The sequence below is a fragment of the Sulfurospirillum sp. HTRB-L1 genome (genome assembly GCF_059415125.1).
In genome coordinates this window covers 1-24474 of sequence record NZ_JCAHZR010000003.1, presented here as the reverse complement: position 1 = coordinate 24474, position 24474 = coordinate 1, and the positions used below count along the sequence as shown (strand labels likewise).

At 46.4% G+C, this 24474-nt stretch carries 23 protein-coding genes and 1 pseudogene; 14 read left to right on the top strand and 10 right to left on the bottom strand.

Going from position 1 to position 24474, the window contains the following annotated elements; all coding sequences use genetic code 11:
- Position 1: 1 nt before the first annotated feature.
- Both AC5SLM_RS05735 and AC5SLM_RS05730 read right to left on the bottom strand, forming a co-directional pair.
- Entirely contained in the window at positions 2 to 1084 is a 1083-nt protein-coding gene (locus tag AC5SLM_RS05735) for an efflux RND transporter periplasmic adaptor subunit (RefSeq protein ID WP_495249976.1), read from the bottom strand.
- 198 nt (positions 1085 to 1282) lie between these two features.
- Positions 1283 to 1747 (bottom strand): methyl-accepting chemotaxis protein, encoded by a 465-nt coding sequence (locus AC5SLM_RS05730; protein ID WP_495250378.1) that lies wholly within the window; start codon positions 1745 to 1747, stop codon positions 1283 to 1285.
- A gap of 1578 nt (positions 1748 to 3325) precedes the next feature.
- Between AC5SLM_RS05730 and AC5SLM_RS05725 the strand changes: the two genes are divergently transcribed.
- The gene (locus AC5SLM_RS05725) at positions 3326 to 4279 is read left to right on the top strand and encodes a Cj0814-related protein (RefSeq protein ID WP_495249975.1); all 954 of its coding nucleotides are present in this window, start codon (positions 3326 to 3328) and stop codon (positions 4277 to 4279) included.
- A gap of 55 nt (positions 4280 to 4334) precedes the next feature.
- On the opposite strand, the gene queC is transcribed toward AC5SLM_RS05725, so the two are convergent.
- The 3 genes from queC to AC5SLM_RS05710 form a co-directional block, all read right to left on the bottom strand.
- The gene (queC, locus tag AC5SLM_RS05720) at positions 4335 to 5012 is read right to left on the bottom strand and encodes a 7-cyano-7-deazaguanine synthase QueC (RefSeq protein WP_495249974.1); all 678 of its coding nucleotides are present in this window, start codon (positions 5010 to 5012) and stop codon (positions 4335 to 4337) included.
- Entirely contained in the window at positions 5012 to 5590 is a 579-nt protein-coding gene (locus tag AC5SLM_RS05715; RefSeq protein WP_495249973.1) for a 7-carboxy-7-deazaguanine synthase QueE, read from the bottom strand. Before AC5SLM_RS05715 ends, queC begins: the two co-directional genes overlap by 1 nt.
- Positions 5591 to 5716: 126 nt before the next feature.
- A complete protein-coding gene (locus tag AC5SLM_RS05710) occupies positions 5717 to 6166 on the bottom strand; it encodes a hypothetical protein (RefSeq protein WP_495249972.1) in 450 nt (149 codons plus the stop codon).
- A 203-nt stretch (positions 6167 to 6369) separates the two neighbouring features.
- Between AC5SLM_RS05710 and AC5SLM_RS05705 the strand changes: the two genes are divergently transcribed.
- Positions 6370 to 7194, top strand: a complete 825-nt coding sequence (locus AC5SLM_RS05705; RefSeq protein WP_495249971.1) for a virulence RhuM family protein — start codon at positions 6370 to 6372, stop codon at positions 7192 to 7194.
- Between the two features lie 81 nt (positions 7195 to 7275).
- Positions 7276 to 7827, top strand: coding sequence for a 6-carboxytetrahydropterin synthase (locus AC5SLM_RS05700; RefSeq protein WP_495249970.1), 552 nt, complete (start codon positions 7276 to 7278; stop codon positions 7825 to 7827).
- A gap of 9 nt (positions 7828 to 7836) precedes the next feature.
- On the opposite strand, the gene AC5SLM_RS05695 is transcribed toward AC5SLM_RS05700, so the two are convergent.
- The 5 genes from AC5SLM_RS05695 to AC5SLM_RS05675 form a co-directional block, all read right to left on the bottom strand.
- Positions 7837 to 8532 carry an ABC transporter ATP-binding protein gene (locus AC5SLM_RS05695; protein WP_495249969.1) on the bottom strand — a complete coding sequence of 232 codons (696 nt, stop codon included), beginning with the start codon at positions 8530 to 8532 and terminating at the stop codon, positions 7837 to 7839.
- Complete coding sequence (locus tag AC5SLM_RS05690; protein ID WP_495249968.1) at positions 8525 to 9292, bottom strand: ABC transporter ATP-binding protein; 768 nt, start codon at positions 9290 to 9292, stop codon at positions 8525 to 8527. Before AC5SLM_RS05690 ends, AC5SLM_RS05695 begins: the two co-directional genes overlap by 8 nt.
- Positions 9289 to 10320 carry a branched-chain amino acid ABC transporter permease gene (locus tag AC5SLM_RS05685; protein WP_495250377.1) on the bottom strand — a complete coding sequence of 344 codons (1032 nt, stop codon included), beginning with the start codon at positions 10318 to 10320 and terminating at the stop codon, positions 9289 to 9291. The genes AC5SLM_RS05690 and AC5SLM_RS05685 overlap by 4 nt, the downstream gene beginning before the upstream one ends.
- Before the next feature lie 13 nt (positions 10321 to 10333).
- Positions 10334 to 11230: a branched-chain amino acid ABC transporter permease gene (locus AC5SLM_RS05680; RefSeq protein ID WP_495249967.1), complete on the bottom strand. Its 897-nt coding sequence runs from the start codon at positions 11228 to 11230 to the stop codon at positions 10334 to 10336.
- 121 nt (positions 11231 to 11351) lie between these two features.
- A complete protein-coding gene (locus AC5SLM_RS05675; protein ID WP_495249966.1) occupies positions 11352 to 12470 on the bottom strand; it encodes an ABC transporter substrate-binding protein in 1119 nt (372 codons plus the stop codon).
- A gap of 303 nt (positions 12471 to 12773) precedes the next feature.
- On the opposite strand from AC5SLM_RS05675, the gene AC5SLM_RS05670 reads away from it, so the two are divergent.
- From AC5SLM_RS05670 to AC5SLM_RS05620, 11 genes and pseudogenes are all read left to right on the top strand, one after another.
- A complete protein-coding gene (locus AC5SLM_RS05670; protein ID WP_495249965.1) occupies positions 12774 to 14324 on the top strand; it encodes a flavocytochrome c in 1551 nt (516 codons plus the stop codon).
- A gap of 349 nt (positions 14325 to 14673) precedes the next feature.
- The gene (locus AC5SLM_RS05665) at positions 14674 to 16227 is read left to right on the top strand and encodes a flavocytochrome c (RefSeq protein WP_495249964.1); all 1554 of its coding nucleotides are present in this window, start codon (positions 14674 to 14676) and stop codon (positions 16225 to 16227) included.
- A 2-nt stretch (positions 16228 to 16229) separates the two neighbouring features.
- Positions 16230 to 16664 carry a cytochrome c3 family protein gene (locus AC5SLM_RS05660; RefSeq protein WP_495249963.1) on the top strand — a complete coding sequence of 145 codons (435 nt, stop codon included), beginning with the start codon at positions 16230 to 16232 and terminating at the stop codon, positions 16662 to 16664.
- The gene (locus AC5SLM_RS05655) at positions 16661 to 17281 is read left to right on the top strand and encodes a cytochrome c3 family protein (protein WP_495249962.1); all 621 of its coding nucleotides are present in this window, start codon (positions 16661 to 16663) and stop codon (positions 17279 to 17281) included. The genes AC5SLM_RS05660 and AC5SLM_RS05655 overlap by 4 nt, the downstream gene beginning before the upstream one ends.
- A 3-nt stretch (positions 17282 to 17284) precedes the next feature.
- Positions 17285 to 17947 (top strand): winged helix-turn-helix domain-containing protein, encoded by a 663-nt coding sequence (locus AC5SLM_RS05650; RefSeq protein WP_495249961.1) that lies wholly within the window; start codon positions 17285 to 17287, stop codon positions 17945 to 17947.
- Positions 17948 to 18132: 185 nt separating this feature from the next.
- On the top strand, positions 18133 to 19389 hold the full coding sequence (locus AC5SLM_RS05645; protein ID WP_495249960.1) for an OprD family outer membrane porin: 1257 nt from the start codon (positions 18133 to 18135) through the stop codon (positions 19387 to 19389).
- Positions 19390 to 19547: 158 nt separating this feature from the next.
- Complete coding sequence (locus AC5SLM_RS05640; protein ID WP_495249959.1) at positions 19548 to 21434, top strand: methyl-accepting chemotaxis protein; 1887 nt, start codon at positions 19548 to 19550, stop codon at positions 21432 to 21434.
- Positions 21435 to 21458: 24 nt separating this feature from the next.
- Positions 21459 to 22133, top strand: a complete 675-nt coding sequence (locus AC5SLM_RS05635; protein ID WP_495249958.1) for a winged helix-turn-helix domain-containing protein — start codon at positions 21459 to 21461, stop codon at positions 22131 to 22133.
- Positions 22130 to 22693, top strand: a complete 564-nt coding sequence (gene ribA, locus AC5SLM_RS05630; protein ID WP_495249957.1) for a GTP cyclohydrolase II — start codon at positions 22130 to 22132, stop codon at positions 22691 to 22693. The genes AC5SLM_RS05635 and ribA overlap by 4 nt, the downstream gene beginning before the upstream one ends.
- A 14-nt stretch (positions 22694 to 22707) precedes the next feature.
- On the top strand, positions 22708 to 23781 hold the full coding sequence (locus tag AC5SLM_RS05625; protein ID WP_495249956.1) for a bifunctional 3,4-dihydroxy-2-butanone 4-phosphate synthase/GTP cyclohydrolase II: 1074 nt from the start codon (positions 22708 to 22710) through the stop codon (positions 23779 to 23781).
- A 41-nt stretch (positions 23782 to 23822) separates the two neighbouring features.
- Positions 23823 to 24474, top strand: a pseudogene (locus AC5SLM_RS05620) (hypothetical protein); the annotation flags it as partial.

Here is a 24474-nt window from a genome sequence, read left to right as displayed (position 1 = left end):
CTTAATTGCCTTGTTTTTTATACGTTTGAACTGCATCACCCGAGTTTAAAAAATCCACACCCGAGGTGACGATTTTATCTTCATTGGTGAGTCCTTGGAGGACTTCGACATGCTCTCCTGTGATTTTTCCAAGATGCACTTCTTGCTTAAGCACACGTTGTTCGCTGTTGACTTTCCAGACAAATGTTTTATTGGTGTCATTGGTAAAAAGAGCTTTGTAGGGGATGAGGATGGAGCCAGGTTGCACCTCTTTTGCCACGGCCCTTGCCTTGGCGCTCATGCCTGGAAGGAGGTTAACTCCTGCTCTTGGCTTGATGAGCAAGGTCACTTCAAAGGTGCGCGTTACTTTTTCGGCGGTTGTGGAGATGGTTAAAAGCGTTGCGGTGAAGACTTCTTGCGGAAGGTCACTCAAGAAAACATGAAAATCGATGTGTTTTGAGAGCTCTTGTGGGGTGAGTTCTGTCTTGATGGACACCACCTCTTTTTCGGGTGCAAAAAACTTGACTTTAAAAGCACTATTGTCCTGGAGTCTTAAGATGGGTTGTTTCGCGTTGATGCGCGCAAAATCATTGACCAGTTTTTTGGCCATGATTCCATCAAATTCTGCTACGAGTTTTGTGTTGGCTAGGTTTTTTTGAGCAATCTTGTATTGGGCTTGGGTATTTTTAAGGTTTTGTTCAAATTTTTCAAAATCTGCTTTGGAAACACCGCGTGCTTGGTAGAGTGCTTTATAACGCTCGTAGTCTGTTTGGGCTTGGGTGTAGTTTGCAAGGGCGGAGGCGTAGTTTGCTTGAAAGATAGTGTCATCCAATGCGGCAATTACGTCGCCTTTTTGAACACGCTCTCCCTCTTCGACAGTAAAAGTGACGATTTTTCCAGAGACTTCAAAAGCCATGGTGGTGTCTTTGAAAGCGTAGATTTCGGCTGGAAATTCAGCACTTCTTGTGTATGAGGCAGTTGTGTTAAGGTGAAGGATTTTTACAATTTTTGGCGTGTCTGTCACGGTGGGTTCTTGTTGGTCGTTTGCGCAGCCGCCAAGAAAAATCAAAAGTGTAGCAATGGTTACAGTTAAACGGCGTAGCATTATCTCTCCTTGTTTTTACAAATCACAAGTAGATAATATCGCAATAAAGTTCCAACTGGGTGAAGGGTGGCGTTATGTTCCTTACATGTAGCGTTTTGGGGGCAAATATTATTAGAAAGGGTGTGTCAAAAAATCGGAGTGATTCTTTGACACAAAAAGATGCCCTAAACTGGGCGCGACTCTTTTGCGGCGTCAGGCCTACTCAAACTTTTTTCGATTTGCTTCTTCTAAAATCTCATGGCTCATTTGATTGACTTCTTGCGAAATGAGGTTGATATTTTGAGCGATGCCTTCGTTTTCTTGTGTGTTTACATCGATGACTTCCATGGACTCGCTAATGTGCATGATGCTTTGGGCTTGCTCGCTCACGGCTGTTTCGATGTCGGAGATGGATTGCACGAGGATGTTGATGTTGACGTTGATTTCGCTCAGACTTTTTTGGGTGCGCTCGGCTAACTTTCGCACTTCATCGGCCACCACGGCAAAGCCGCGCCCGTGTTCTCCTGCGCGTGCCGCTTCGATGGCGGCGTTGAGGGCGAGGAGGTTGGTTTGGTCGGCGATGTCACTGATGATTTCGATGATAGATTTGATTTGGTTAGATTGAACGGAAACTTCTTGGGTTTTTTGGGAAGTCGAGACGATGGAGGCGTTGATGTGCTGCATGGTGGTGGTAGTTTCTTTGACGCTTTGGGCTTGTTTTTGAGAAGCCTCCGTCAAAGAAGCCATCTCTTTTTGAAGGTTCTGCGCTTTTTCTCTCAATGCCAAGCTGTTTTCTTTGGAAGATTTTAAGATAGCACAAATCTCCTCACCCAGACCATTGACGCTCATGGCTATTTTGGCGTACGCGTCGGGAAGGCGCTTGGTGAAGTCTTGACGTTTGTAGCTTTCAAGGACTTCAAGCAAGCGTGGGATACTGCGTGCGATTGCGTGTTCGAGGTCGTATTGCATCTTTTCAAGGATGTTTTTGAGCTCGCTAAGGTGCTTTGCCTTGGGGGTGGCGTTGAGCTTGGCAAGCATGTTGCCTGCGGAAAGTTCTTGGGCAAATTGGCTCACTTGTGCCAAAAATGCATCGTTTTCTTGGATGCCTTCTTGAACAAGCAAGATATTGTCGTTGATGATGCGCGCCATGTGGCCTATCTCGTCGTTGGTGTCAAGGTCGATGAGTTTTGCCTCGGACGAGGTGCGATTTAAAAACCCAAAAAACCCAAGCAAGCCCTCTTGGAAGCGCGCGATGGAGTGAATAATATTGCGCGAAATAAACAAAAGACTGCTTAAGATAAGCACGATAATAACCAAAGACTGAACGATGAGCGTGAGCTTAAACGAAGCGATTTGAGATTCAAACGAGGCGGTTCTTTCTTCAAATTCGTTGTCTTTGAGGCTTTTGATTTCCTCAAAATGCTTTCTGCTTTCATTGGCCAGTGGCGTGGCATCTTTGCGGTAGTTTTGGTAAGTTTGCGCCAAAAGTTCGGGCGTGAGCGCTTTGCCCCTTAGGGCTTCCATTTTGGTAAAACCGTCCATCGCAAAGGCCATGGTGCTTTTGTGGGTATTTTCCAACAGTTTTTTGTGCGCACTAAGGGTGGCAGCATCGCCCGTGAGCGTTTCTTGGAGCACTGAAAATTTTCCATCAATGCGTTTAACGTACGCTTGGAGCTTGCTAAGGTTCTCCTCGTACGCGTTGCCAAGCATGATGTCACGCGTAAGTCGACTGATGTAATTAAGGTCAGATTCTATCTCCAAAACGGCAATCTTTCCAACGAGATTCTTTTGAGAAAATGTCTCAAATTCCGCTTGAATATTTCTAAGAGAAGAGAGGTTGAGGATAAAAGCACCCGCAAGTAAGATAAACACTGAGAGACCAAAGATAACCATTTTTTTCGTTAAACTCATTTGATGCATGATGCCTAAGCCTTAAGAGTAATTTTTATAGCCATGCATTATATGTTATAAAAATTACATTCGGTTGATAAAATGGCGAAAAAATCCAAAAAATGGCGAAAAAGAGAGTTACTTTTAAAAAATACCACCCGCGTTGAATTTGTAAAAGTTGCTTTAACAAATTTAAAACCACAATATAAACAATAATACTTTGGTACGATTCTTGCTTACCTTCTATTGTCTAACTTTAGGAGGTAAGCTATGAGTAGTATTGCATCTTTGAGTGCATCAAATATACCCCAATCCATGAAGATTAACATACCCTCGTCCATTTACCCGACGACACAAACCCAACAAGCCGAAGTGCCAACATCCACCACAGAAGAAGCTACCATCTCAACACAGTGGGGATTTAAGGTTGATGAAGACGGTTACTTTGGTGCAGACTTCAATGCCGCGGCTGGCATCCCAAGCCATGTAAAAATACACGAAAAAACATTGGAAACTGTCGCAAAGAGTATGCAAGTTATGGGTTCTTCCCAAGACCCCATAACCGCTCTTTCAAAAGCATGGAGTAACTTTTCAAAGATTGCAGGAAATTCCCTTGATTCTGATGGTTCCATGACCCTCTCACAAATGCACAACATGCCCGTATCGTTTGTCATTGATAGTAGCATTTTTGGAAATGTTGTGAGTGTGCAGCAAACGCATGGTCAGTACTTAAAAGTGCAAGAAGCTTCTGGCGCAATCGTTACGCTCTCAAATAGTAATTTTCAAACAGGCAATTTACCTTTTTTTGGCATGGGGCAAACATATGTAGATGAAAGTACTGGGAAAAATACGGATTCGCTTTCAGATTATAAAGAGCTGATGAGCGAGATGGGCATTGCAGTTGATAAAGGCAATGCCAATGAAAATGAAATCTCCGTTGGAAATCTCTTTGGTAATTTTGTTGGACTATTTGCTCCGCAAACGGAAGGTGATGTAAGCTATGTAAAAGATGTTCAATCTTACTTTGAATTTACCCAAAGTGGCCAAAGTATCGAAGAGTATGCCAAAAGTAATTTTGGTGAAGCTTTTTTAAATGAGGCCTTAAAAGGCTACGGTATGACAGCCGATAAAAAGTTCAGCCAAGAATTGGTGGATTTGCTTCTTGAAGAAGTCAATGCCTACATTCAACAAGATGCACAAAGCTACAAAGCAATCTTAGAGTCTCAAAAAACATCTTCTCTTGCATCAAACAGTTCGGCTAAATCCTACCTATCGCTCAGCGACACAAGACCCAAGAGTGGCAGTTTGATGAGCGTTAAATCATAAAATAAGAGAATCATTAGTCATCTGTAGTTCTGGATGTGATTTGAGCTGATGCGCTTTACATGTAAAGGGTTTCAAACTCCTCCCATCCCGCCTTGCGCAGTTCGCACGCTGGGCAGGTGCCGCAGCCATAGCCCCACGGGTGTTTTTGGGTGTGGTTGCCGTTGTAGCAGGTGTGTGAGTCGTCGATGACGTGGGTTAAAACGCCTTCGGTTTGGGCAAGGGCGAAAGTTTGGGCTTTATTGAGGTGCATGAGGGGCGCGTGAAAGGTGATGGCCGCTTCGCTACCAAGGTTTAGCGCGTTTTCAAGGGCGTCCACAAAGGGCGCACGGCAATCAGGATACCCCGAATAATCCGTCTGGCTCACGCCGATGATGATGTGTTCTATTCCTTGTTTTTGGGCAAAGGCGTGGGCGAGGGTGAAGAAAATGGCGTTGCGGTTGGGCACGAAAGAAGCGGGCAGGTTGGTGTGTGTGCCGTGGTGCGCGCCGATGTCTTTGGTGCCATCAATGAGTGCAGAGTCGTTGAGCTGTGAAAAGGCATCCAGACTGAGCACGGTGTTGTTTACATGTAAAGCCTGAGCAATTTTTTTGGCTTGGATGATTTCCACGCGGTGTTTTTGTCCGTAGTCAAAGGTGATGGTCTCGACGCCCTCAAAGCGGTTTTTCGCCCAGCCTAGGCAGGTGGTGCTATCTTGTCCTCCGCTAAAAACGACGAGGGCTTTGGATGTTTTCACTACGCGACTCCTAAAAATTTGTGCAATTGAACGCTCAGACGAAACTGTGGATGGGTCTTGACAAGGTTGATGCAAAAGGCCACATTGTCCCAATCGGGCGCGTCTTTGGCGTTTTGGGGTTGGATAAACACAGGCTTTTGGGTGGAAAATGCGAGTATCTTTTCCACGGGCGAGGTGCGCGCAACGACAAATTTAAGCTCATCAAATCCTTCTTGCTTGATGGCGTTCCAGTCTTTGGGGCTGTAAGTAACCCAGTTGGCACCTGTGAGGTTGGTAAAATCGTACCCGTTGGTTTCCACCGCCACATGGTAGCCGTGCCCTTGCAAAAAACCGATAAATGCTCGTAAATCATACAAGCTTGGCTCGCCGCCCGTGATGACCACATGGCGGGAGGGAAAAGGCGCGATGCGCGCAAGAATCTCTTCAAAACCCAGCGTCTCATACGTGCCTTTGTGTAACGGTTCGTCGCAAAAACTACAGGCAAGATTGCACCCGTATAAACGCACAAACACGCACGCCATGCCCGTTTGCGCCCCTTCGCCTTGAATGGAGTAAAACACATCAACTACTTTGACCATCACATACTTTCAATTGGAATGCAAAAGTGTAACCCACCTTGACTAAAAAGCACGTCAAAAGCTCTTTTGCACTCTTTTGTTAATGCCTCTATGGCGAGGCCCAACATGCAGGCTTGCTTAGAAAAATCAATCATGCAAACACCTCTTGGCAAGTGCCGAAGCAAAGGAAGAAAAAGTGCTTAGTTTGGCAAAAGGAGAGCCGTGAAAGAGGTGTAAAAAGGCTTTAGGGGTTGTGATATTGTGCAAAAAAAGCTGTGGGAGCGACGTGGTCTGGTCAAGTTCGCGTACTAATTTTGCAAAGGCGACACGCTCCCTTGGGGTGAGTTTGGCGTAGCTTTTTTTTGAAAACAGTTTAAAAATCTCATCGTCATGAAAATGCTCTTGTGTTTTGATGTTTCGATTAAGGAGGGTTAAAATAGGCGTTGGCACGTTTTGGGTGATGGCACAAAGAGCCTGTTTTGCATCGGTATGCTTGATGAGCAAGTAGAGTTTATGCTTGGAGTGGGCGGGTTTGCTCCACTCTTTGAGTGTGCTTGTGGGGATGTTTAAAATCTTTAAAGCTTCACTTTTTCGCATGACGCACTCCTTTTTGTAAATTATAGCCGAATATCGTCCATAAATCAATCTACATGTAAGCAAAAAAAGCACCCCAAAAGTTCTTTTACATTTTACTGCCGAGGCGATATATTATATTGAGTATTTATTTTAATATCTTTATTATAAATTGATATTTTATTGGAAATCCACTATAGTTTTATAAATACCCAAGGGAGTTGAATATGTCCGATGTGGTGGTTTATAGTGACGGTGAAATTGAACTAAAGGTGCCAGTAAATGAGGAGACGATTTGGCTCACTCAAAAACAGCTTGGTGAGTTATTTGGAGTTACAAAACAAAATATAAGCCTTCATATTAATCGCATATACAAAGATGAAGAGTTGGATAAAGATTCAACTGTCAAGTTTTTCTTGACAGTTCAAAATGAAGGCAATAGACGGGTTGAACGGAATTTGGAGCATTATAATCTTGATATGATTATCTCAATCGGTTATAAAGTAAACTCCATAACTGCTACAAAGTTTAGAAAATGGGCAACATCAGTCCTTAAAAACTACATCCAAAATGGGTATGCTATCAACACGCACAAAATCACAGAACACAGACTTTCGGCCCTTGAAAGTGATGTGGCAGCCATTCAATCTCATATTAATAACGCAAGCTTGGAGCTTAAGCATGGTATATTTTATGATGGACAAATATTTGATGCTTATGTATTGTTGTCGGAGCTAATCAAACGCGCGAAAACTTCGATAGTTTTAATTGACAACTACATAGATGAATCCATCTTAACGCTGTTTGCGAAAAATCAAACGATAACATTTACCGTTTACACACAAAGCATATCCAAGCAACTGCGCCTAGACATAGAAAAATACAACAAACAATACGGCAACCTTGAGGTTAATATTGCCAAAAATTTTCATGACAGGTTTTTGATTTGTGATGGTGCGGTCTACCACTTTGGCGCAAGTTTGAAGGATTTGGGCAAAAAGGTGTTTGCGGTTAATAAGATGAACCTCTCCTCAGGCGATATACTCCGCTAGTTTCCCCCAGCCCGTGGGTATAAGGGGGCTAAAAAGCGCGTCAAAAGCTCTTTTGCGTTAGGATTTCAAAAAAGGCGCACGATGGTATGGCAAATCAGCAAAGAATTTGATTTTTGTTACGGACACCGCGTATGGTCGCAAAAGCTTGAGAGCGAGTTTGCTCTCACGGGGTGCTTGGCGTGTCGACATTTGCATGGGCATCAAGGCAAGGTTATTGTGCATTTGCAAAGCGAGGTGCTTAAAGATGGCATGGTGACAGATTTTCACCACCTCAATTGGTTTAAGCAGTTTTTAGACGACACCCTTGACCACAAGTTCATCATCGACATCCACGACCCACTCTTTGAAACCCTTTTGCCCCACTTTCAAGACAAATCGGGGCTCATCGCCCACGAAGCGGGCTACCACACTCCTGACCTTGCGCGCATCCAAGGTGCCCCTGAGCACATACGTGAAATGTACGAGGGCTACATCATCGTGGATTTCATCCCCACAAGCGAAAACATTTCCACGTGGCTCATGGAAATCATCGCGCGCAAAATGCAGCGCCTTGACGTGAAGGTCTCTCATGTAGAATTTTTAGAAACCCCCAAAAGCAGAAGCGTGGTGTACAGCGACAAGCCTTACATGTAAGGATTTCTTTTACCCGCCGAGGTATTTTTTACGCACCTCGTCGTTTCCTACAAGCGAAGCGGCCACGTCTTCCATGACGATGTGCCCGTTTTCCATCACGTACGCGTAATCAGAAATCTTTAACGCGGCAAAGGCATTTTGCTCTACTAGTAAGATGGTAATCCCCTCTTTTTTGAGACGTTCGATGGTCGCAAACACTTCGCCGATGACCTTGGGCGCTAGCCCTAAGCTTGGTTCATCAAGCATCAACACTTTGGGTTCACTCATGAGCGCTCGTGAGATGGCGAGCATTTGCTGTTCGCCTCCGCTAAGGGTGCCTCCCATTTGGTGGCGCTTTTCTTTGATGCGTGGAAAAAGTTCGTACATGGTTTCTTTGAGGTGTTCGTAGTTTTCGTCGTTGTTAAACGCGCCCATGCGGAGGTTTTCTTCGACGGTAAGGTTGATAAACACCCGTCGGCCCTCGGGCACCAAAGAGATGCCATGCTGTACAAGGGTGTGGGTTTTGTGCTTGTCGGTGTGAAACCCTGAAAACACCACTTCGCCTTTGCGTTTGACGCGGTTCAAAAGCGCATTTAGCGTCGAGGTTTTGCCCGCACCGTTGGAGCCAATAAGTGAGATAATCTTCCCCTCAGGCACCTCAAAAGAGACGCCCTTGACCGCTTCAATCACGCCGTAGTATACATGTAAATCTTTCACCCTAATCATGTTTAAAATCCCCCAAATACGCGGCAATCACCTCTTTGTTTTGAATAGCATCCGCAGGCTTGCCCTCAAAGATGGTTTTGCCATAATCAAGCACGAGTACTTTGTCGCACAGGTGATTCACAAATTTCATATCGTGCTCAATGAGCAAAACGGTCAAATCAAAATCTTCCCTGGCTTTAAAGATAAGCTCCGCTAACTCCTTGGTTTCCACAGGGTTCATCCCCGCGGCAGGCTCATCAAGTAAAAGCAGTTCAGGGTTGGTGGCAAGGGCGCGCGCGATTTCCACCTTGCGTTGTTGCCCGTAGCTCAAATCTGTCGCGTTGTGGTGTGCTAAATGGTCAATCCCAAGGTAGTGTAAAATCTCGAAGGCTTTGGTGCGGATGCGCTTTTCTTCGCCAAAAAAACGGGGCAAACGTGTAATGGCTTCTAAAAAGGAGTACCGCGCTTGAAAATCAAACCCAATGAGCACATTGTCCAGCACGCTCATGCTTTTAAATAAACGGATGTTTTGAAAGGTACGCGCAATGCCTTTGCGGACGATTTTGTGGGGCTTGATGCCTTTGAGTTCTTCTTGACGAAAAAGGATGCTCCCTTCCGTGGCGAGGTAGTTTCCCGTGATGATGTTAAACATCGTGGTTTTGCCCGCACCATTGGGGCCAATGAGGCCGTAAATTTCTTTGGAAGCGACGGTAAAAGAGGTGTCGTTGACCGCTACTACACCGCCAAAACGCATGGTGGCATGCTTGACTTGCAGTATCATGACTTCCCTCCTTTCTTTTTCCCAAAGTGATCAAACAGCTCTTTTTTGCCCATGATTCCCTCACGCGCAAAGAGCATGACCAAAATCAAAATGACCGAGAAAATAACCATGCGCATGCCTGGCATCGCGGGCGTTTCAAACCCAAACAACGCCATGGGTTCATCCAAAAAGCGCATCCATTCTGCGCCCCCGATAACCAAAATCGACCCAACAATCGCCCCTGTGGTACTGCCAAGGCCCCCCAAAACAATAATAATGAGCAGTTGGAACGTGAGGAAGAACGTAAACAAGTCTGGCGAAATACTGGTGAGCAAACACGCCAACAAGCCACCGCCCACGCCCTCCATGAAGGCGCTGGTGCAAAAGGCAAGGGTTTTGATTTTGAAGGTATTGACCCCCATGGCAATGGCGGTGTCTTCATCATCCCGTACGGCTTTCATGGCGCGACCGTACTTGGAGTAGATGATGTTTAAAATCACGGTCACCGCCACAAGGGCGATGCCCCCTGTCCAGTAGAGGTTGGAGTATTCGGGGATGTCATTAAGCCCCAATGAACCGTTGGTAATGTGGGGATTGTTGATGGCTAAAATGCGGATGATAAACCCAAAGCCCAGTGTTACGATGGCCAAGTAATCCCCGCGCACCCGAAACACAGGAAACGAAAGCATGAGTGCCACAAAGGTAGAGACAATCCCCCCGGCCAAAAGGGCGAGGATAAAGCTTTGGCTGTAGATGGCAAGCACCACTGGACTGGGGTCTTCGATGTAGTATTGGTAGAGCATCGTGTCCGCATCTAGCAAGATAATCGCTGCCACGTACGCGCCGATGGCTACAAAGCCATTGGGTTCAAGGGAAAGCTGTCCTGTGACGCCATTGATGAGGTTGTAGCTGACGGCTAAAATCATAAAAATAGCGATGTTGTTTAGGATGCGTATGGAGTATTCATCCAGTGTGGTTTGGGCAAACCAGATAAACCAAATCGCCACTCCGTAAAAGAAGAGGTGCAACATTTTACGTTGAGATAAAATCATGCCCGCCTCCTTAAAACCGTGATTTTTCAAAGTCATACCCTAAAATCCCTGTGGGCTTAAAGAGTAAAACCAGTATCAAAAACACAAAGGCAAAAGCATCTTTGTAGCCGCCTAAATCTGGCCAAAACGCAATCACCACCACCTCAGTAAAGCCGATGATAAGCCCTCCAAGCACGGCGCCAGCGACACTTCCAATGCCGCCTACCACTGCTGCGGCAAACGCTTTTAGGCCGATGAGCACGCCCATCATGGGTTCAACCGAAGGGTAATTAAGCGCCCAAAAGATGCCGCCCACCGCCGCTAGTGCAGAGCCAATAGCAAAGACCACCGCAAAAATACGGTTGGCATCAATGCCCATCAAATTGACCGTCTGGGCGTCAAAAGCAAGGGCGCGAATGGCCATGCCGTATTTGGTTTTAAACAAAATCAGCAAAATAATGGCCAGTAAAATAAGCGTCACGATAGGCACCATGATGGATGCCACAGAAAACATCAATCCTGACACAGAGATGATTTGTTCGGTAAAATCGGGCACGGGGAAGGCTCTAGGAACGCCGCCAAAGACGACATTAAAGATGTTTTCTAAAAAGAAGCTCACGCCAATAGCAGTAATCAAAAGGGAGATACGCGGCGCGTCGCGCAAGGGTTTGTAGGCAATGCGGTCAATCATGACACCCAAAAGAGCGGAACCCGCAATCGCTAGAATAACCGCAGCAAAAAAAGGAAGTTCAAGCACTGCGATTCCAAAAAAGCCTAAAAAGGCACCTACCATCAAAACATCACCGTGGGCAAAGTTGATTAGCCGCAACACACCATACACCATCGTATATCCGATAGCAACGAGTGCGTACATACTTCCCAAACTAAACCCGTTTATCATTTGTTGCATAAACGTTGTGAATTCCATCTACTCTCCAAGCAAGTCAAAATAACACTGGGCGTCTCCAAAGGGCTTTACATGTAAAGCTTTGGAGACGCCCACACCCAAAGGCGCGTATGGGCCTTGGGTGCTAGCTAGTCTCCGTGGTTTAGGGGTTTACAGTTGCTTTGTATACGGCTTTGCCGTCTTTGATTTCTTTAATAACAGCAGAGCGCGTCGCGTTGCCTTTTTCGTCGAGGTTAATCACGCCACTGACGCCCTCAAAGCCTTTGGTAGCTTTGATTTGTGTGTTGATACAAATAGAATCGGTAGGGTCATCACAACGGTTCATGGCATCAACCATAAGGTAGTACGTGTCCGCACCAAGGGCAGTAAAGGAGCCTAACTCTTTTTTGCCTGTGGCTTTTTCGTATTCGGCCATGAAATCTTTAGACTTTTGGGTTGGAGGGGCGGAGTAGTCAAAAAAGTCAGTAAACATGTACCCTTCAACAGCATTGCCACCAAGGTCAATGAAGGTTTGGTTGGAAACGCCATCGCCTGAGAACATGGGGATATCAAGCCCTGCTTGTTTGGATTGGCGGGCAATCATAGAGGCTTCGGGGTGGTAAAGAGGTAGGAACATAAACTCAGGATTAGCCCCTTTCATCTGGGAAACGGCTGCACGGAAATCTTTGTCTCCCGAACTGATGGTAACCTTTTTCACGACCGTTCCACCTGCTGCTTTAAAGGCTTCCTCAAACGCTTTTGAGAGTCCCAAGGAGTATACCTGTGCTTGGTCGGTGATGATTGCGGCGGTTTTAAGGCCCAAATCTTTAAAGGCATAGTTGGCTACCACGGCCCCTTGAAAGGAGTCCATAAAGCACACACGGTTGGCAAATTTTCTCCGCTCAGTGAGTTGGTCATTGGTCGCCACTGCGGCGATGATGGGCACTTCGCGTTTTTCTGCCACAGCGATAACCTGAGCGGTGTTAGTACTGGTTAATGCGCCCAAAATACCCACCACGCCATCAGAACTCAAGAGACGTGTTGTTGCCGTAGCGGTTTCTACTTTGTCGCCTTTGTTGTCTACCAAAACCAATTTAATGGTGTCGCCGTTTTTAAGCGTTGGTTGAAGTTTGTTGGCGAGTTCGATCCCCTCGTAGGTGGTTTGACCGTAAGCTGCTAGCGGGCCACTCATGGGCATAACTGCACCAATTTTAATCTCCTTAGCCACAGCCAAAGAGGACACTAATGCAACCGAAGTAGCAAGAACACTCAATCGTTTCATTGACGCTCCTTAATAAAGTTTTTTGTATTTTACACAAGCCAAGCCTTGTTGATGGCGTTTTTATGCACAAAAAACGCCCAGTTGCTTAAAAATGCTACAAGCTCACACATAACTCTTTTTGCCCCACGCGCACTAAAACAGCCCCTTTTTTCCCTTTTCGCTTTCCTTCTTACATGTAAAAGTGATTTTTGTGATTTACTTAATAAAATATAGTAGTTTATAAATTAAATAACACATTAAATATCACGATGGGTTGTTACAATTTTAACTGAACAAAACACTACCACACAAAAGGAGTTACACATGAAGAAGGAAACCTTATCGCGTAGAGACGCGCTCAAATTTGGTGCACTTGGTGCGGGATTGGCCGTATTTGGTGCAAGCAATGCCTACGCAGCGGCTCCAACAGAAAAAGAGGTCAAATTTGACGAAGAAGTTGACGTCATCATCATCGGTACAGGCTTTGCGGGACTTGCTGCAGCGGCTAAAGCGGCACAGCGTGGGCTTTCAGTGCTTGTCCTTGAAAAAATGGGACGCATCGGAGGCAACTCGGTCATCAATGGTGGCGGGATGGCGGTGCCTAACATGGCCCTTCAAAAGAAACACGGCATCGAGGATTCCAATGAGCGCTTTATCGCAGACTGCTTAAAAGCGGGTCTTGGCATTAACCACGTAGAACTTTTAGAGACCATCGCAGCGCGCGCGGATGATGCGTTGCAGTTTTCGATTCAATGCGGTGCCAAGTGGCAAGATGTAAAACCTGCATGGTTTGGCGGCCACTCCGTTGCACGCACCCTAGTAACAGAAAACATGAGCGGTTCAGGGGTGATTCAACCTATGGTAGAGTTTGTAGAAAAACTCCCTGGGTGCAAAATCTACCGCCGTACCAAGTTTGATGATTTTGTGCTAGATGCACAGGGTGGGGTCATTGGGGTTGTGGCACGCACAAATTACCGTTTTGATGCCAACCTTTACAGCGATGACCTTGAAAACAAAACAGGTGAGAAAAAAGCATATAGAGCCAAAAAAGGCGTTGTATTAGCCGCTGGCGGTTTTGGTTCAGACAAAATCTACCGAAAACTCCAAGACCCCCGCATCGCAGACGACGCGGATGCGACCAACCATTCGGGTGCCACCGCGGGCGCGATGCTCAAAGCGTTTCAAATCGGCGCTCTTCCTGTGCAGGTAGATTGGATTCAGTTTGGCCCATGGGCAAGCCCCGATGAGCGCGGGTTTGGCATCGCGCCACTTATGACCCAACAAGGGTTATTTAAGCACGGTATCGCCGTGGATGTGCGCAACGGAAAACGCTTTATGAACGAGCTAGCCGACCGTAAAACCCGTGCGGACGCAGAGTTTAAGATTCTTCGCGAAGACCCCAAGGCCTTTCCTGTGACGTTTGGCACCTACAATACCTTTGGGGAACAACTCTATCCTTTAATCGACAAAGCCTTGCAAACCAAAGTGATGCAAAAATTTGACACCCTTGACCAAGTGGCGGCGGCCTATGGCATCCCTGCAGCGGCGCTCAAAGAGAGCGTGGCGAAGTTTAACGAAGGGGTTAAAAAAGGAGTCGATGAATTTGGCAAGCCCGTTGAAACCTTTGAAGGAAAAGGCATCGAAGAGAAGGGCCCATACTATTGTGTGCGCCTTACACCCAAGCCTCACCACACGATGGGTGGCGTAAAAATTAACACCAAAGCACAGGTCATTTCGGCCAATACCAACAAGCCAATCCCCGGCCTTTATGCTGCGGGAGAGATAACAGGCGGCACCCACGGGGCTAGCCGTTTGGGCACAGTGGCAGTAACGGACTGCCTTGTCTTTGGCATGATTGCGGGTGAAAGCATCTAATTAGGCTCCAAAAAGCCCGAGGCCACTTGCGAAAAAAATGGCGCAAGTGGCTATTTATGAAAATAAACTTTTACCAATAAATTAATATGGTAATTCGTAAAAATAGTGCATTTAATGCAAGAAAATAAAAAGAAGATTTCTAAAGAGAGGCATTTTCTTCTATATTTGGAAGATTAAAATTTGTTCAAATGGCTCTATTTAGGGAGATGTGAGATTTTAACTTATAATTATCTGATGATTATAATATAGTTTATCAATTCAATAAACTTTCAAAATCTCACGTAACATCTCACAGTGTGGCGTTAAAATTGTTAACGAACAAAGCACGACCACACAAAAGGAGTTACAGATGAAGAAAGAAACATTATCCAGAAGAGATGCCCTTAAACTTGGCGCACTTGGCACAGGGTTAGCCGTCTTTGGTGCAAGCAATGCTTATGCAGCTGCCCCTGTAGAAAAAGAGGTCAAATTTGACGAAGAATATGACGTCATTGTGATTGGTACAGGGTTTGCGGGTCTCGCAGCTGCTGCCAAGGCGGCACAGCGCGGACTTAGCGTGCTTATCCTTGAAAAAATGGGACGCATTGGGGGCAACTCCGCCATCAATGGAGGCGCGTTTGCGGTTCCAAACAATGCGGACCAAAAGAAATTTGGCATCGAAGACTCGGCGGAGCGTTTTATCGCCGATAGCCTTAAGGCGGGCCTTGGCATCAATCACGTAGAGCTTTTGGAAGTCATCGCAGCACGCGCAAGCGATGCGTTTGCCTTCTCGCAAGAGTGTGGTGCTGAGTATAAATTGGGCGAAAAACCCTCTTGGTTTGGCGGGCACTCTGTGCCACGAACGATTGTTACAAGCGACATGACGGGTGCGGGTATCATTAAACCCATGAGCGAATTTGTAGAAAAATTGCCTGGGTGCAAAATCTACCGCCGTACTAAGTTTGATGATTTTGTGTTAGATGCTAAAGGTGGCGTTGTCGGTGTTGTGGCACGCACAAATTATCGCTTTGATACGAAGCTTTTTAGTGATGACCTTGAAAACAAAACAGGTGAGAAAAAAGCGTTCAAAGCGAAAAAAGGCGTTGTGCTAGCTTCGGGTGGCTTTAGTGCAGACCGCATGTACCGCAAGCTTCAAAACCCACAGATTCCTGATAATTCAGATACCACTAACCACGCAGGTGCCACCGCGGGTGCCATGCTCAAAGCGTTTCAAATTGGTGCCCTTCCTGTGCAAGTGGATTGGATTCAAGAAGGCCCTTGGGCGAGCCCAGATGAGCGTGGGTTTGGCGTAGCACCACAACTTACCCAGCAAGGGTTGTTTAAATTTGGTATCGCCGTAGACGTGCGTAACGGAAAGCGCTTTATGAACGAACTAGCTGACCGTAAAACCCGTGCAGATGCACAGTATCGCATCTTAAAAGAAGCCCCAGAAGCCTTCCCTGTGGCTATTGGCACGTATAACACCTTTGATCCCCAAATCATTCCTCAAGTGGAAAAAGGGTTGACCTCGGGTGTGATGAAAAAATACAACACCCTTGATGAGCTCGCAGCAGATCGCAAGATTCCCGCGGCGGCGCTCAAAGAGAGTGTTGCGAAGTTTAACGAAGGTGTAAAAAAAGGCGTAGATGAATTTGGTAAGCCTGTTGCAGCGTTTAATGGTGAGTGTATCGACATGAAAGGGCCCTTTTACAGTGTGCGCCTTTCTCCAAAACCTCACCACACGATGGGCGGCGTAAAAATTAATACCAAGGCCCAAGTGATTTCAGCCAACACCAACAAACCAATCCCCGGCCTTTATGCCGCAGGAGAAGTGACTGGTGGAACCCATGGTGCGAGTCGCCTAGGGAGTTGCGCGGTGACAGATTGCTTGACCTTCGGCATGATTGCAGGAGAAAATATTTAACAATGCGTGGCGGAAAAATATTAGCAATTGCTGGGGTTTTTCTCATGCTGGGCGTGATGGCCTTAGTCGGGAGTGAGCCAAGCTCCTCCCTGACTCCCGTGGTCGTTACGCCTGAGCTTAGAGAAGAATATCCCCTCAAATCCCACCATGGAAAACTCTCTTTTGAGTGTACGTTTTGCCATGTGGGCCAAGGGGATAACCCCAAGGAGTTTACGTATATAGGTGATGAGGGATGTACTTCCTGTCATCAAAGTAAAGTACATATGGCGGAGCGGTTAGCGTTTATGGATAAGCTTAAGGTGAACCCTCACAACTCTATCCACGATGGGCCTACCTTGTATTGTGATGAGTGTCACAATGAGCATAAACCCTCGACCAATATGTGTACCGAGTGCCATGAGCACGATATCGATTTGTGGATGAGGCCAACACCATGAAAAAACGCATACTCATAGCCGCAGGAGCAATCGGCGTGTTTTTAGGACTTTTTGGTTCATGGGTAACCTATGAAGGGCTTCATCGCACGAGTGATGATAAGTTTTGTATCGTGTGCCACGAGATGGCGCCGATGGTATCAGCTTACCACGCAGACGTGCACGGTGGAGCGGGTGAGAGCGGGTTTAAGGCAAGTTGTGTGAGCTGTCACATGCCCCATGATAATGTCTTTAACTACATCTTCACCAAAGCGAAAAATGGTGTTGTGGAAGGGGCGATTCACTTTTTTGGAGATGTGGATGGCATTGACTGGTACGAAAAACGCGCACACCGTGAGAAATTTGTCTACGACGATGGGTGCACGTCATGCCACAGTAACTACAAAACCAATGCCTTTATTAGCCCCAAAGGGCAAGAAATGCATGCCCATTACCACGCGCTACTAGGGAGCGACAAGCAGATTAGCTGTGCGTCTTGCCATATAAGCGCAGGGCACAAAGGGCTACGAAGCGTGTTGAATTATTATAAGCCTGAGTACCAATACTATGAGGGTAAGTTCGACGAAGAAAAAGAGGCAGTAGAAAAAGGATTGGCAAAGGCGTTTAAAAAGGGAGAGTGAAAAATGAAAATTTTTCTTCTTGAGTCAGACAGGGCATTGCAAGAGCGGATTGAGGCGTGTTTAAATCGGTACCGATTGAGAATCTATGTGCATAAAGTGCAACACGAAGAGGCACTTTTAGACCATGCTGAGGTATTGTCCGAGTATGCGCTGTTTGCCTTAAATCTTTCTAATCCTCTCGACCCATCTTTGATGCATTTTTTGCGCAACAATGGGGGCGATGCCCCCATTTTGCTCATTTTGGAGCCCACCTTTGACCCTCCAAAGCTCAAAACCCTTTACTACCACTCGTATAACGACATTATTTTTAAACCGTTTTTTCCTGAAGAGATTATGTTTAGGATTTATAAACTGTGTGACATTTGGAACGATGATAAATTTTTCTTCTCCCAAGAGACCTATTTTGATTGCAAACATTTGCAGTTTATCCACGGGGAAGAGGAGATAACGTTGGGTAAAAAAGAGGCGTTGTTGTTGAAATTTTTACTGGTCAAGTCGCCGTGCGTGATCTCTTACGCGGACATTGTGTATTACATCTACCGTGGAGAAAGCGTGAGCGAAGAGTGTATACGCTCACTGGTACGCCAACTTAGAGGAAAGATTCCTTTGAATTTTATCGAAACCGTCAAGGGCGAAGGGTATCGGGTCGTGAAACGGGGCGAATAGCCTTTTGCGTCTCAAAACGCCCTTGCGTCGTGGGTAAGATTCACATGAGTGTTTTGTTCAATGGGCTATCGGCACAGGCGCTCTCTTGTAAAAGAGGGCCAAAAATGTCATACCACCAAAGCCCTTGGGGCCATGGGCCAACACGGGCTTTGGGGTGTACATGTAGGTAATACAAAGGGGAAATTATGAAAGCGATACATTTATCCTTAGCAGCGCTCGTGGCTCTGGGCACCATGGCGCAAGCGGGTGAATCCTTAGAAGATGCGTTTAAAAATGGAAAATTTAGCGGGGCCTTTAAATTTGTTTATTCTGCGGGTACCGATTCGGACGCGGCGGCACTAAAACCCAATGACCCGGCCAATAACTCCAATGTTGGCTCTGTTGCCGTGGAGATGAAATACCTCACCGATGATTTTTACGGGTTTAAATTGGGCCTTGGGTTTCAATCAGGCCATGATTTAAAGATTCACAAAAAAAACACCACCGAAGACGATACGCGCAACTCTGTTAGTGCGTCCCACTTGCATAACTTTTACTTGCAATACTCTTTCTTGAATTCAAACATTATGGTGGGTCGTCAAGGCATTAAGCTTCCGTTGTTGATGAGCAGTGCGGCGTGGCCTTTGGAAGATTATTTCACAGGCGCGGTGCTTACGGTCAATGAAATTCCCGATACGATGGTGAAATTGGTTTACATTAAAGAGTGGAACAAGCGCTACGGGAGCGATTCAAACGGCGGTATCGTGCAAGAAGATGTGCACTATAAAAAACCTCTCTACAGCGTGTTTGTTAAAAACACGAGCCTTAAGGGCGTGACCTTTGAGGGCCAATACCTCACTACCAACGAAAAAACCAACAACGGTGACGCGCCTGTGATGACTGCTGGCGGGTTTGACCAATACTACGCCCGTGCGGATTACAAGCTACCCATTGAACTTCCTTTGACGCTGGGTGTGCTGTGGGGTGGCGCGGATTTTGACGCGGCAGGTAAAAAAGATACCTCTTTTTATGGCATGAGGGCTATGACGACCCTTGCTGATGTAGCACTAAAAGCTGCTTATACGTCTGTGGACGATGACGCGGATTTTCCTAGTACTTTAGGCCACGTGCCTGATGCGCTTTTGGATACCTCCATGCTGGTTAATAACGCTATTTTTGCAGGCACGGAGGCTATCTCTTTGGAGGCTTCGCACAATTTTGGCATCAAAGCCTTGCGCAGTGCTGTAAAAGTGGGTCATTTTAAACAAAGCAGTGAGGGTAAAGCGAATTCTGGTACTAAGCTGGGTAAAGCAACCGAAGTAAATATCGATGTGAACTACGCTTTTGCAGGATTGCTAAAAGGGTTTAGCACGCGGGTTTGGGCAGGGTATGCCAAGTACGATGATAATGTAGACAAAGATGATTTTACCTATGCAAAGTGGTACGTGACGTACCGGTTTTAGAAAATTTGCGTTACATGTAAACGTATCCTAGAAGAGGGTGACCTTGCATCCGTTACGTGCAAGGTCACTATTTGGTCACGAAATGGTGATAAAATAGTGAAACTTCTTGCAAATCCATTTTTGCAAGAACTCTTGTAAAATTAAAAAAAGGGGCATGGATGAGGTTGCAGCAAAAGATTATTCTTTCTATTATGGGCGGGATAGTGACGGGGTTTGGTGTATTTTTGGTGATTAATCATGCCATGATGGAAAAAACGGCAACGGTTGAAATTCATGAAGCCCTTAAAGGAAGAGTTGGTGCGTTGGCGCATATTATCGATGATTGGCTTGTGCACAGAAAAGATATCTCCGTAGCGCTTGGTAAAAGCATCCTTGCGTTGGAGGAAAAAACACCTGCACGCGTGCGGGAACATTTGGCGCAAGCTAAAGATACTGCGGGGGTTGCGGTGAGCATCGCCTATTTTAAGGGCGAAGAAGCGGTGCATGTCATGCCTCAGGTAAAAATCAGTGCCGAGGTCATGGAAAGAGAGTTGGTCTACCGCACCACCAAAGCCAACGGCTTTAAGCCTTCGTATTCGCCACCCCATGATAACCCTGTGCGCCCTGGCATGCCTATCATCACAGTTTCGGCCCCTATTGAGGGTGAAAATATCGCTTTTTTAGTGGTGCCCTTAGCAGATATTGAGAAAAAAGTACTCGAAACAAAATTTGAGGGGGGATTTTCCTCCATCTCAGATGCTGAGCGCAACAATATTTTTCACCCTATTGCAGAGTTTAAGGGGAAAAAGTTGGGTGAGGTAAGAAAAGAATTACAGTGGGCTGAGGATGAAATCTACAGTAAAAAATCGGGCGTTATTACCTTTACTATTGATGGCAGTGCGAAGATTTTAGCCTTTGACACCGTAGAAGCAACAGGATGGAAGGTGCTTGTTAACCTTGATCAAAACGTAGCGTTTGCCAACCTTAACGCCCAAACCAATAAACTTTTATGGGTTAGCTTACTCTTTTTTGTGGTGGGTATTTTGGGATTGTACGGGTTGCTCACATGGCAATTTAAACCCTTGCAAGCCTTGCGTGCCATGGTGCAAAGCTTGGCCTCTGGCGAGGGAGATTTGACCCAACGCTTACATGTAAAGAGTAAAGATGAACTAGGCGACATCGCCGCTTCGGTGAATCATTTCATCGAACAAATTCAAAATTTACTCATTCGCGCCAAAGAGAGCAGTTCGGAAAATACGGCCATCTCCCAAGAACTCTCCTCCACTTCCTTATCGGTTGGAAAGCGCTCTGAGGATGAGGTTTCGTTGGTTTGCGAGGGTGTTAATACGGGACAAACCGTGCTTGATGGGATGAAAACTTCCGTTGAAACCATGCAGCACAACAGCGCACAACTTGGCACCGTTAGCAACAACTTCCAGCAAATCCAAGCGCAAATGGACACGCTTAATACCCAGCTTCAAGAAAGCTCTCGTAAGGAGTTAGAGCTTGCTTCACAGCTTCAAAAAACAAGCCAAAATACCGAAGAGATTAAAAATGTTTTAACGGTCATCGCCGATATTGCCGACCAGACTAACCTGCTTGCCCTTAACGCCGCCATCGAAGCCGCGCGCGCAGGAGACCATGGGCGTGGGTTCGCGGTGGTAGCCGATGAGGTGCGAAAACTGGCCGAGCGTACCCAAAAAAGCCTTGGGGAAATTAACACGACCATCAACATCGTCGTCCAATCCATCGCCGATGCCTCAGGGCAAATGGACAGCAATTCCAAAGAAATCCTTTCCCTTTCGGAGATTTCTTCAAGCTTGGAAGGCGTGGTCAATGAAAATGCTACTATCTTGCAACACAACATCCAAAGTAACCAAAAAAACGTTCAAGATGCCTTACATGTAAACACGTCAGTGAGCGCGATGATTGCCAAGATTAAAGAGATAGAAACCATCGCCAGTGCGAACGCGAGAAGCATCGAAGAAGTCGCGCAAGCGAGTGAACATTTGGCGACCATGGCAAATAAACTCGATAGTGAACTTAGCCAATTTAAAGTCTATTAAGACGCCATGCAGACGAGGTGGATGATGCATATTTTTCTCCAAGAACCTGATGTTAGCCTTCACGCTGCCATCATTGAGCGCATGAATATGTACCGTCAAAAGTTGGAGTTTAAGTGCGTGGAAACCGAAGAAGAGGTTTTTAAAGAGGAATTTTTGGATGCGTATGCGCTGTTTATTTTAAACCTCAAAGAGCCTACCAATCCGCGCATCCTAAATTTTATCCGCGCCAACGGAGGCGTTGCGCCGATTTTGCTCATTTTGGAGAAAGATTTTGACCCCGACACGCTCAAAGCCCTTTATTATCTTTCTTATGACGATTTTATTGCGAAAGATTTTTACACCCAAGAGATGACATGGAAGATTTACAAGCTTTGCAATGTGTGGAATGACGAGCGTTTCTTTTTAGCGCAAGATGTCTATTTTGATTGCAAAAAATGGATGTTTCATTACCACGACCAAGCCATTTCCTTGGGAAAAAAAGAGGCAACTTTACTGAAGCATCTTTTTCTCAAATCCCCCAACCTCATGACGTGTGATGAAATTATTTCGCTTGTTTATAACGATGAAATTGTCAGTCCTGAGAGCATCCGAGCCCTTGTGAAACAGCTTCGGGCCAAGCTTCCCATCGACCTCATCGGTACCGTGCGGGGTGAGGGGTATCAGATTACCCATCTTTCTACATTTAAGGCAAACCCATGAACCCGACCCATTCTCACGTTGCTCATCTTCCCTCACGCTTTGGAACCTTTCAGATTCAAGCTTTTAAAGAGGGTGGCAAGGAGCATTTAGCGATTTTCAAAGAACCTTTTGGGGAGATTCCTTTGGTGCGTATCCACAGCGAATGCCTCACAGGCGATGCCTTAGGGTCTCTTAAGTGCGACTGCAAAGACCAACTCGAATACGCTCTTGCGGCCATTGGAAAGCGCGGCGGCATGGTCATTTACTTGCGTCAAGAAGGGCGCAACATCGGCCTTTTCAATAAGGTCAATGCGTACGCACTCCAAGACCAAGGCCTTGATACTATCGAGGCAAACCACCAACTTGGCTTTTTAAATGACGAGCGCACCTACGAAATGGCGGAAATCATCTTGGGCCATTTTGGCATTGATAAAATCAGGCTTTTGACCAATAATCCCAAAAAAATAAGCGCCCTTAAGGGCATCACCATTGTGGAACGGTGGCCCATCATCATGCCCTCCAATAACCACAATGCACACTACCTTTCTACCAAAAAAGAAAAAATGGGGCACATGCTCTAAAGGAGAACGACTCAATGAATGCAATTTTAAATGACCAAAAATCACTCCAAGCGCTCAAACGCGTCAACCAAGCTATTCAAGACATCAAGCAAGGCAAGATGGTCGTGATGGTGGACGATGAAGACCGCGAAAACGAAGGGGACTTGGTCTATGCTGCAGAGCTTTCAACCCCCGAAAAAGTCAATTTCATGGCGAGCCACGCCAAAGGGCTCATTTGCGTGTCTGTGTCTGGGGAGATTGCCAAGAGGCTGGCACTTGTGCCCATGGTCAAAGAAAACGACTCTTCCTACGAGACAGCCTTTACTATTTCTGTGGATGCCAAAAGCGCGGCGACGGGCATCTCTGCTTTTGAGCGCGACATGACGATAAAAATCCTTGCCGATGCGCATTCAAAACCCACGGAATTGGTGCGTCCTGGTCACATTTTTCCCCTCATCGCCAAAGAGGGCGGGGTGTTAGCGCGCATAGGCCACACGGAGGGTTCGATTGATTTGTGCGCGTTAGCAGGACTTAAAGAATCCGCGGTGATTTGTGAAATCATGAAAGAAGATGGCAACATGGCAAGGCGCCCCGATTTGGATCTTTTTTGCGGCAAATACGGCCTAAATATGGTCTATATTTCCGACCTTGTGGAGTACCGCATGATGCACGAGTCACTCATCCGTCAGGTGTGCGAATCGCGGGTGGAATTCATGGGAGTACTTGCGCGGAAGGTGGATTTTTTAGACCATTTCGACAACCAACACACTGTCTACGCCTTTGGTGAGCCTAAAGAGAGTATGGCGGTAAAATTTCACACCATTACATCCGATATTGCCCTCTTGGAAAACGATGAAAAGCGCACCACGCTTCTTGAGAGCATCGCGTATGTGCAACAATACGGGGGAATCGTCGTGTTTATGGAAGGGGGTGCCCAAAACATGCGCCAAATGCGAGAATACGGCATCGGAGCACAGATTATCAAAAAGATGGGCATTTCAAAAATAGAACTCTTAAGTACGAGTGGTGCAAAAGAGTTCGTGGGTATTGGTGGATTTGGATTAGAAATTATCAACCACCTCGAGCCAGCCAAGACCCTCGCCTACTAAGCCCCCCCAAGGGGGCACCCAGTTTGTATCCAAGGAACCCCATGAGCGCACGTATCAAAGCTTTGTTTGGCACTATTATTCTTGTTGGGCTCCTTGGTATTCCATGTTCTCTTTCCGCCCAAGAGTACAAAGAACACCTCCCGTTTCTTAAAAGCTTTGACCTTACTCACGCGAACCACTTTGGCACCATCGTCGTTCAAGGAGCCGATGGGCGCATGAAACCCATCGACACCATCGCCCATGATGTGCTTAACAAGGTGTACCGTAAGAGCAGTTATGAGGGCATGGGGGCCAATCAGGTAGTCTTAGGGATGGTCAGTGCCCCTGCAGCATGGAAAGCCCAGCCCATGATTGCAGTGTCCCATCTCGAGCTTAAAAAGATTTTAGGGGTTGAGGGAAAAGCAAAACACGCGGCCTATCGGGATTTTTTTGAAAATACCCCAGAAGGAGCGTACAAACTCGCCAAGCACGCCGAACTGGCTAACCGTAAAAAACCCGCTGAACGTAACTTGTTTGACAAGGATGTGTTGAAAGTGGATGAGCGGCTCAACGTTTGCTTTATGGTGTACGGGTGGTATATTTTCCGCATCATCCCGCGCATCGACGACCCGCAAAAAACGTGGTTTAATCCCAATGTCGCTTCAAGCCACTTTCCCAAAGAGGAAGCCGCGCGCGTGCAAAGCTTGTTCCAAA

Coding starts and splice junctions, on each gene's coding strand:
- AC5SLM_RS05665 (WP_495249964.1), top strand. CDS start 14,674: ATGAAGAAAGAAACATTATCCAGAAGAGATGCCCTTAAACTTGGCGCA.
- AC5SLM_RS05730 (WP_495250378.1), bottom strand. CDS start 1,747: ATGCAGCACATCAACGCCTCCATCGTCTCGACTTCCCAAAAAACCCAA.
- AC5SLM_RS05625 (WP_495249956.1), top strand. CDS start 22,708: ATGAATGCAATTTTAAATGACCAAAAATCACTCCAAGCGCTCAAACGC.
- AC5SLM_RS05695 (WP_495249969.1), bottom strand. CDS start 8,532: ATGATTAGGGTGAAAGATTTACATGTATACTACGGCGTGATTGAAGCG.
- AC5SLM_RS05700 (WP_495249970.1), top strand. CDS start 7,276: ATGGTATGGCAAATCAGCAAAGAATTTGATTTTTGTTACGGACACCGC.
- AC5SLM_RS05715 (WP_495249973.1), bottom strand. CDS start 5,590: ATGGTCAAAGTAGTTGATGTGTTTTACTCCATTCAAGGCGAAGGGGCG.
- AC5SLM_RS05645 (WP_495249960.1), top strand. CDS start 18,133: ATGAAAGCGATACATTTATCCTTAGCAGCGCTCGTGGCTCTGGGCACC.
- AC5SLM_RS05690 (WP_495249968.1), bottom strand. CDS start 9,292: ATGATACTGCAAGTCAAGCATGCCACCATGCGTTTTGGCGGTGTAGTA.
- AC5SLM_RS05705 (WP_495249971.1), top strand. CDS start 6,370: ATGTCCGATGTGGTGGTTTATAGTGACGGTGAAATTGAACTAAAGGTG.
- AC5SLM_RS05660 (WP_495249963.1), top strand. CDS start 16,230: ATGCGTGGCGGAAAAATATTAGCAATTGCTGGGGTTTTTCTCATGCTG.
- AC5SLM_RS05675 (WP_495249966.1), bottom strand. CDS start 12,470: ATGAAACGATTGAGTGTTCTTGCTACTTCGGTTGCATTAGTGTCCTCT.
- AC5SLM_RS05710 (WP_495249972.1), bottom strand. CDS start 6,166: ATGCGAAAAAGTGAAGCTTTAAAGATTTTAAACATCCCCACAAGCACA.
- AC5SLM_RS05640 (WP_495249959.1), top strand. CDS start 19,548: ATGAGGTTGCAGCAAAAGATTATTCTTTCTATTATGGGCGGGATAGTG.
- AC5SLM_RS05670 (WP_495249965.1), top strand. CDS start 12,774: ATGAAGAAGGAAACCTTATCGCGTAGAGACGCGCTCAAATTTGGTGCA.
- AC5SLM_RS05655 (WP_495249962.1), top strand. CDS start 16,661: ATGAAAAAACGCATACTCATAGCCGCAGGAGCAATCGGCGTGTTTTTA.
- AC5SLM_RS05735 (WP_495249976.1), bottom strand. CDS start 1,084: ATGCTACGCCGTTTAACTGTAACCATTGCTACACTTTTGATTTTTCTT.
- ribA (WP_495249957.1), top strand. CDS start 22,130: ATGAACCCGACCCATTCTCACGTTGCTCATCTTCCCTCACGCTTTGGA.
- AC5SLM_RS05635 (WP_495249958.1), top strand. CDS start 21,459: ATGCATATTTTTCTCCAAGAACCTGATGTTAGCCTTCACGCTGCCATC.
- AC5SLM_RS05680 (WP_495249967.1), bottom strand. CDS start 11,230: ATGGAATTCACAACGTTTATGCAACAAATGATAAACGGGTTTAGTTTG.
- AC5SLM_RS05650 (WP_495249961.1), top strand. CDS start 17,285: ATGAAAATTTTTCTTCTTGAGTCAGACAGGGCATTGCAAGAGCGGATT.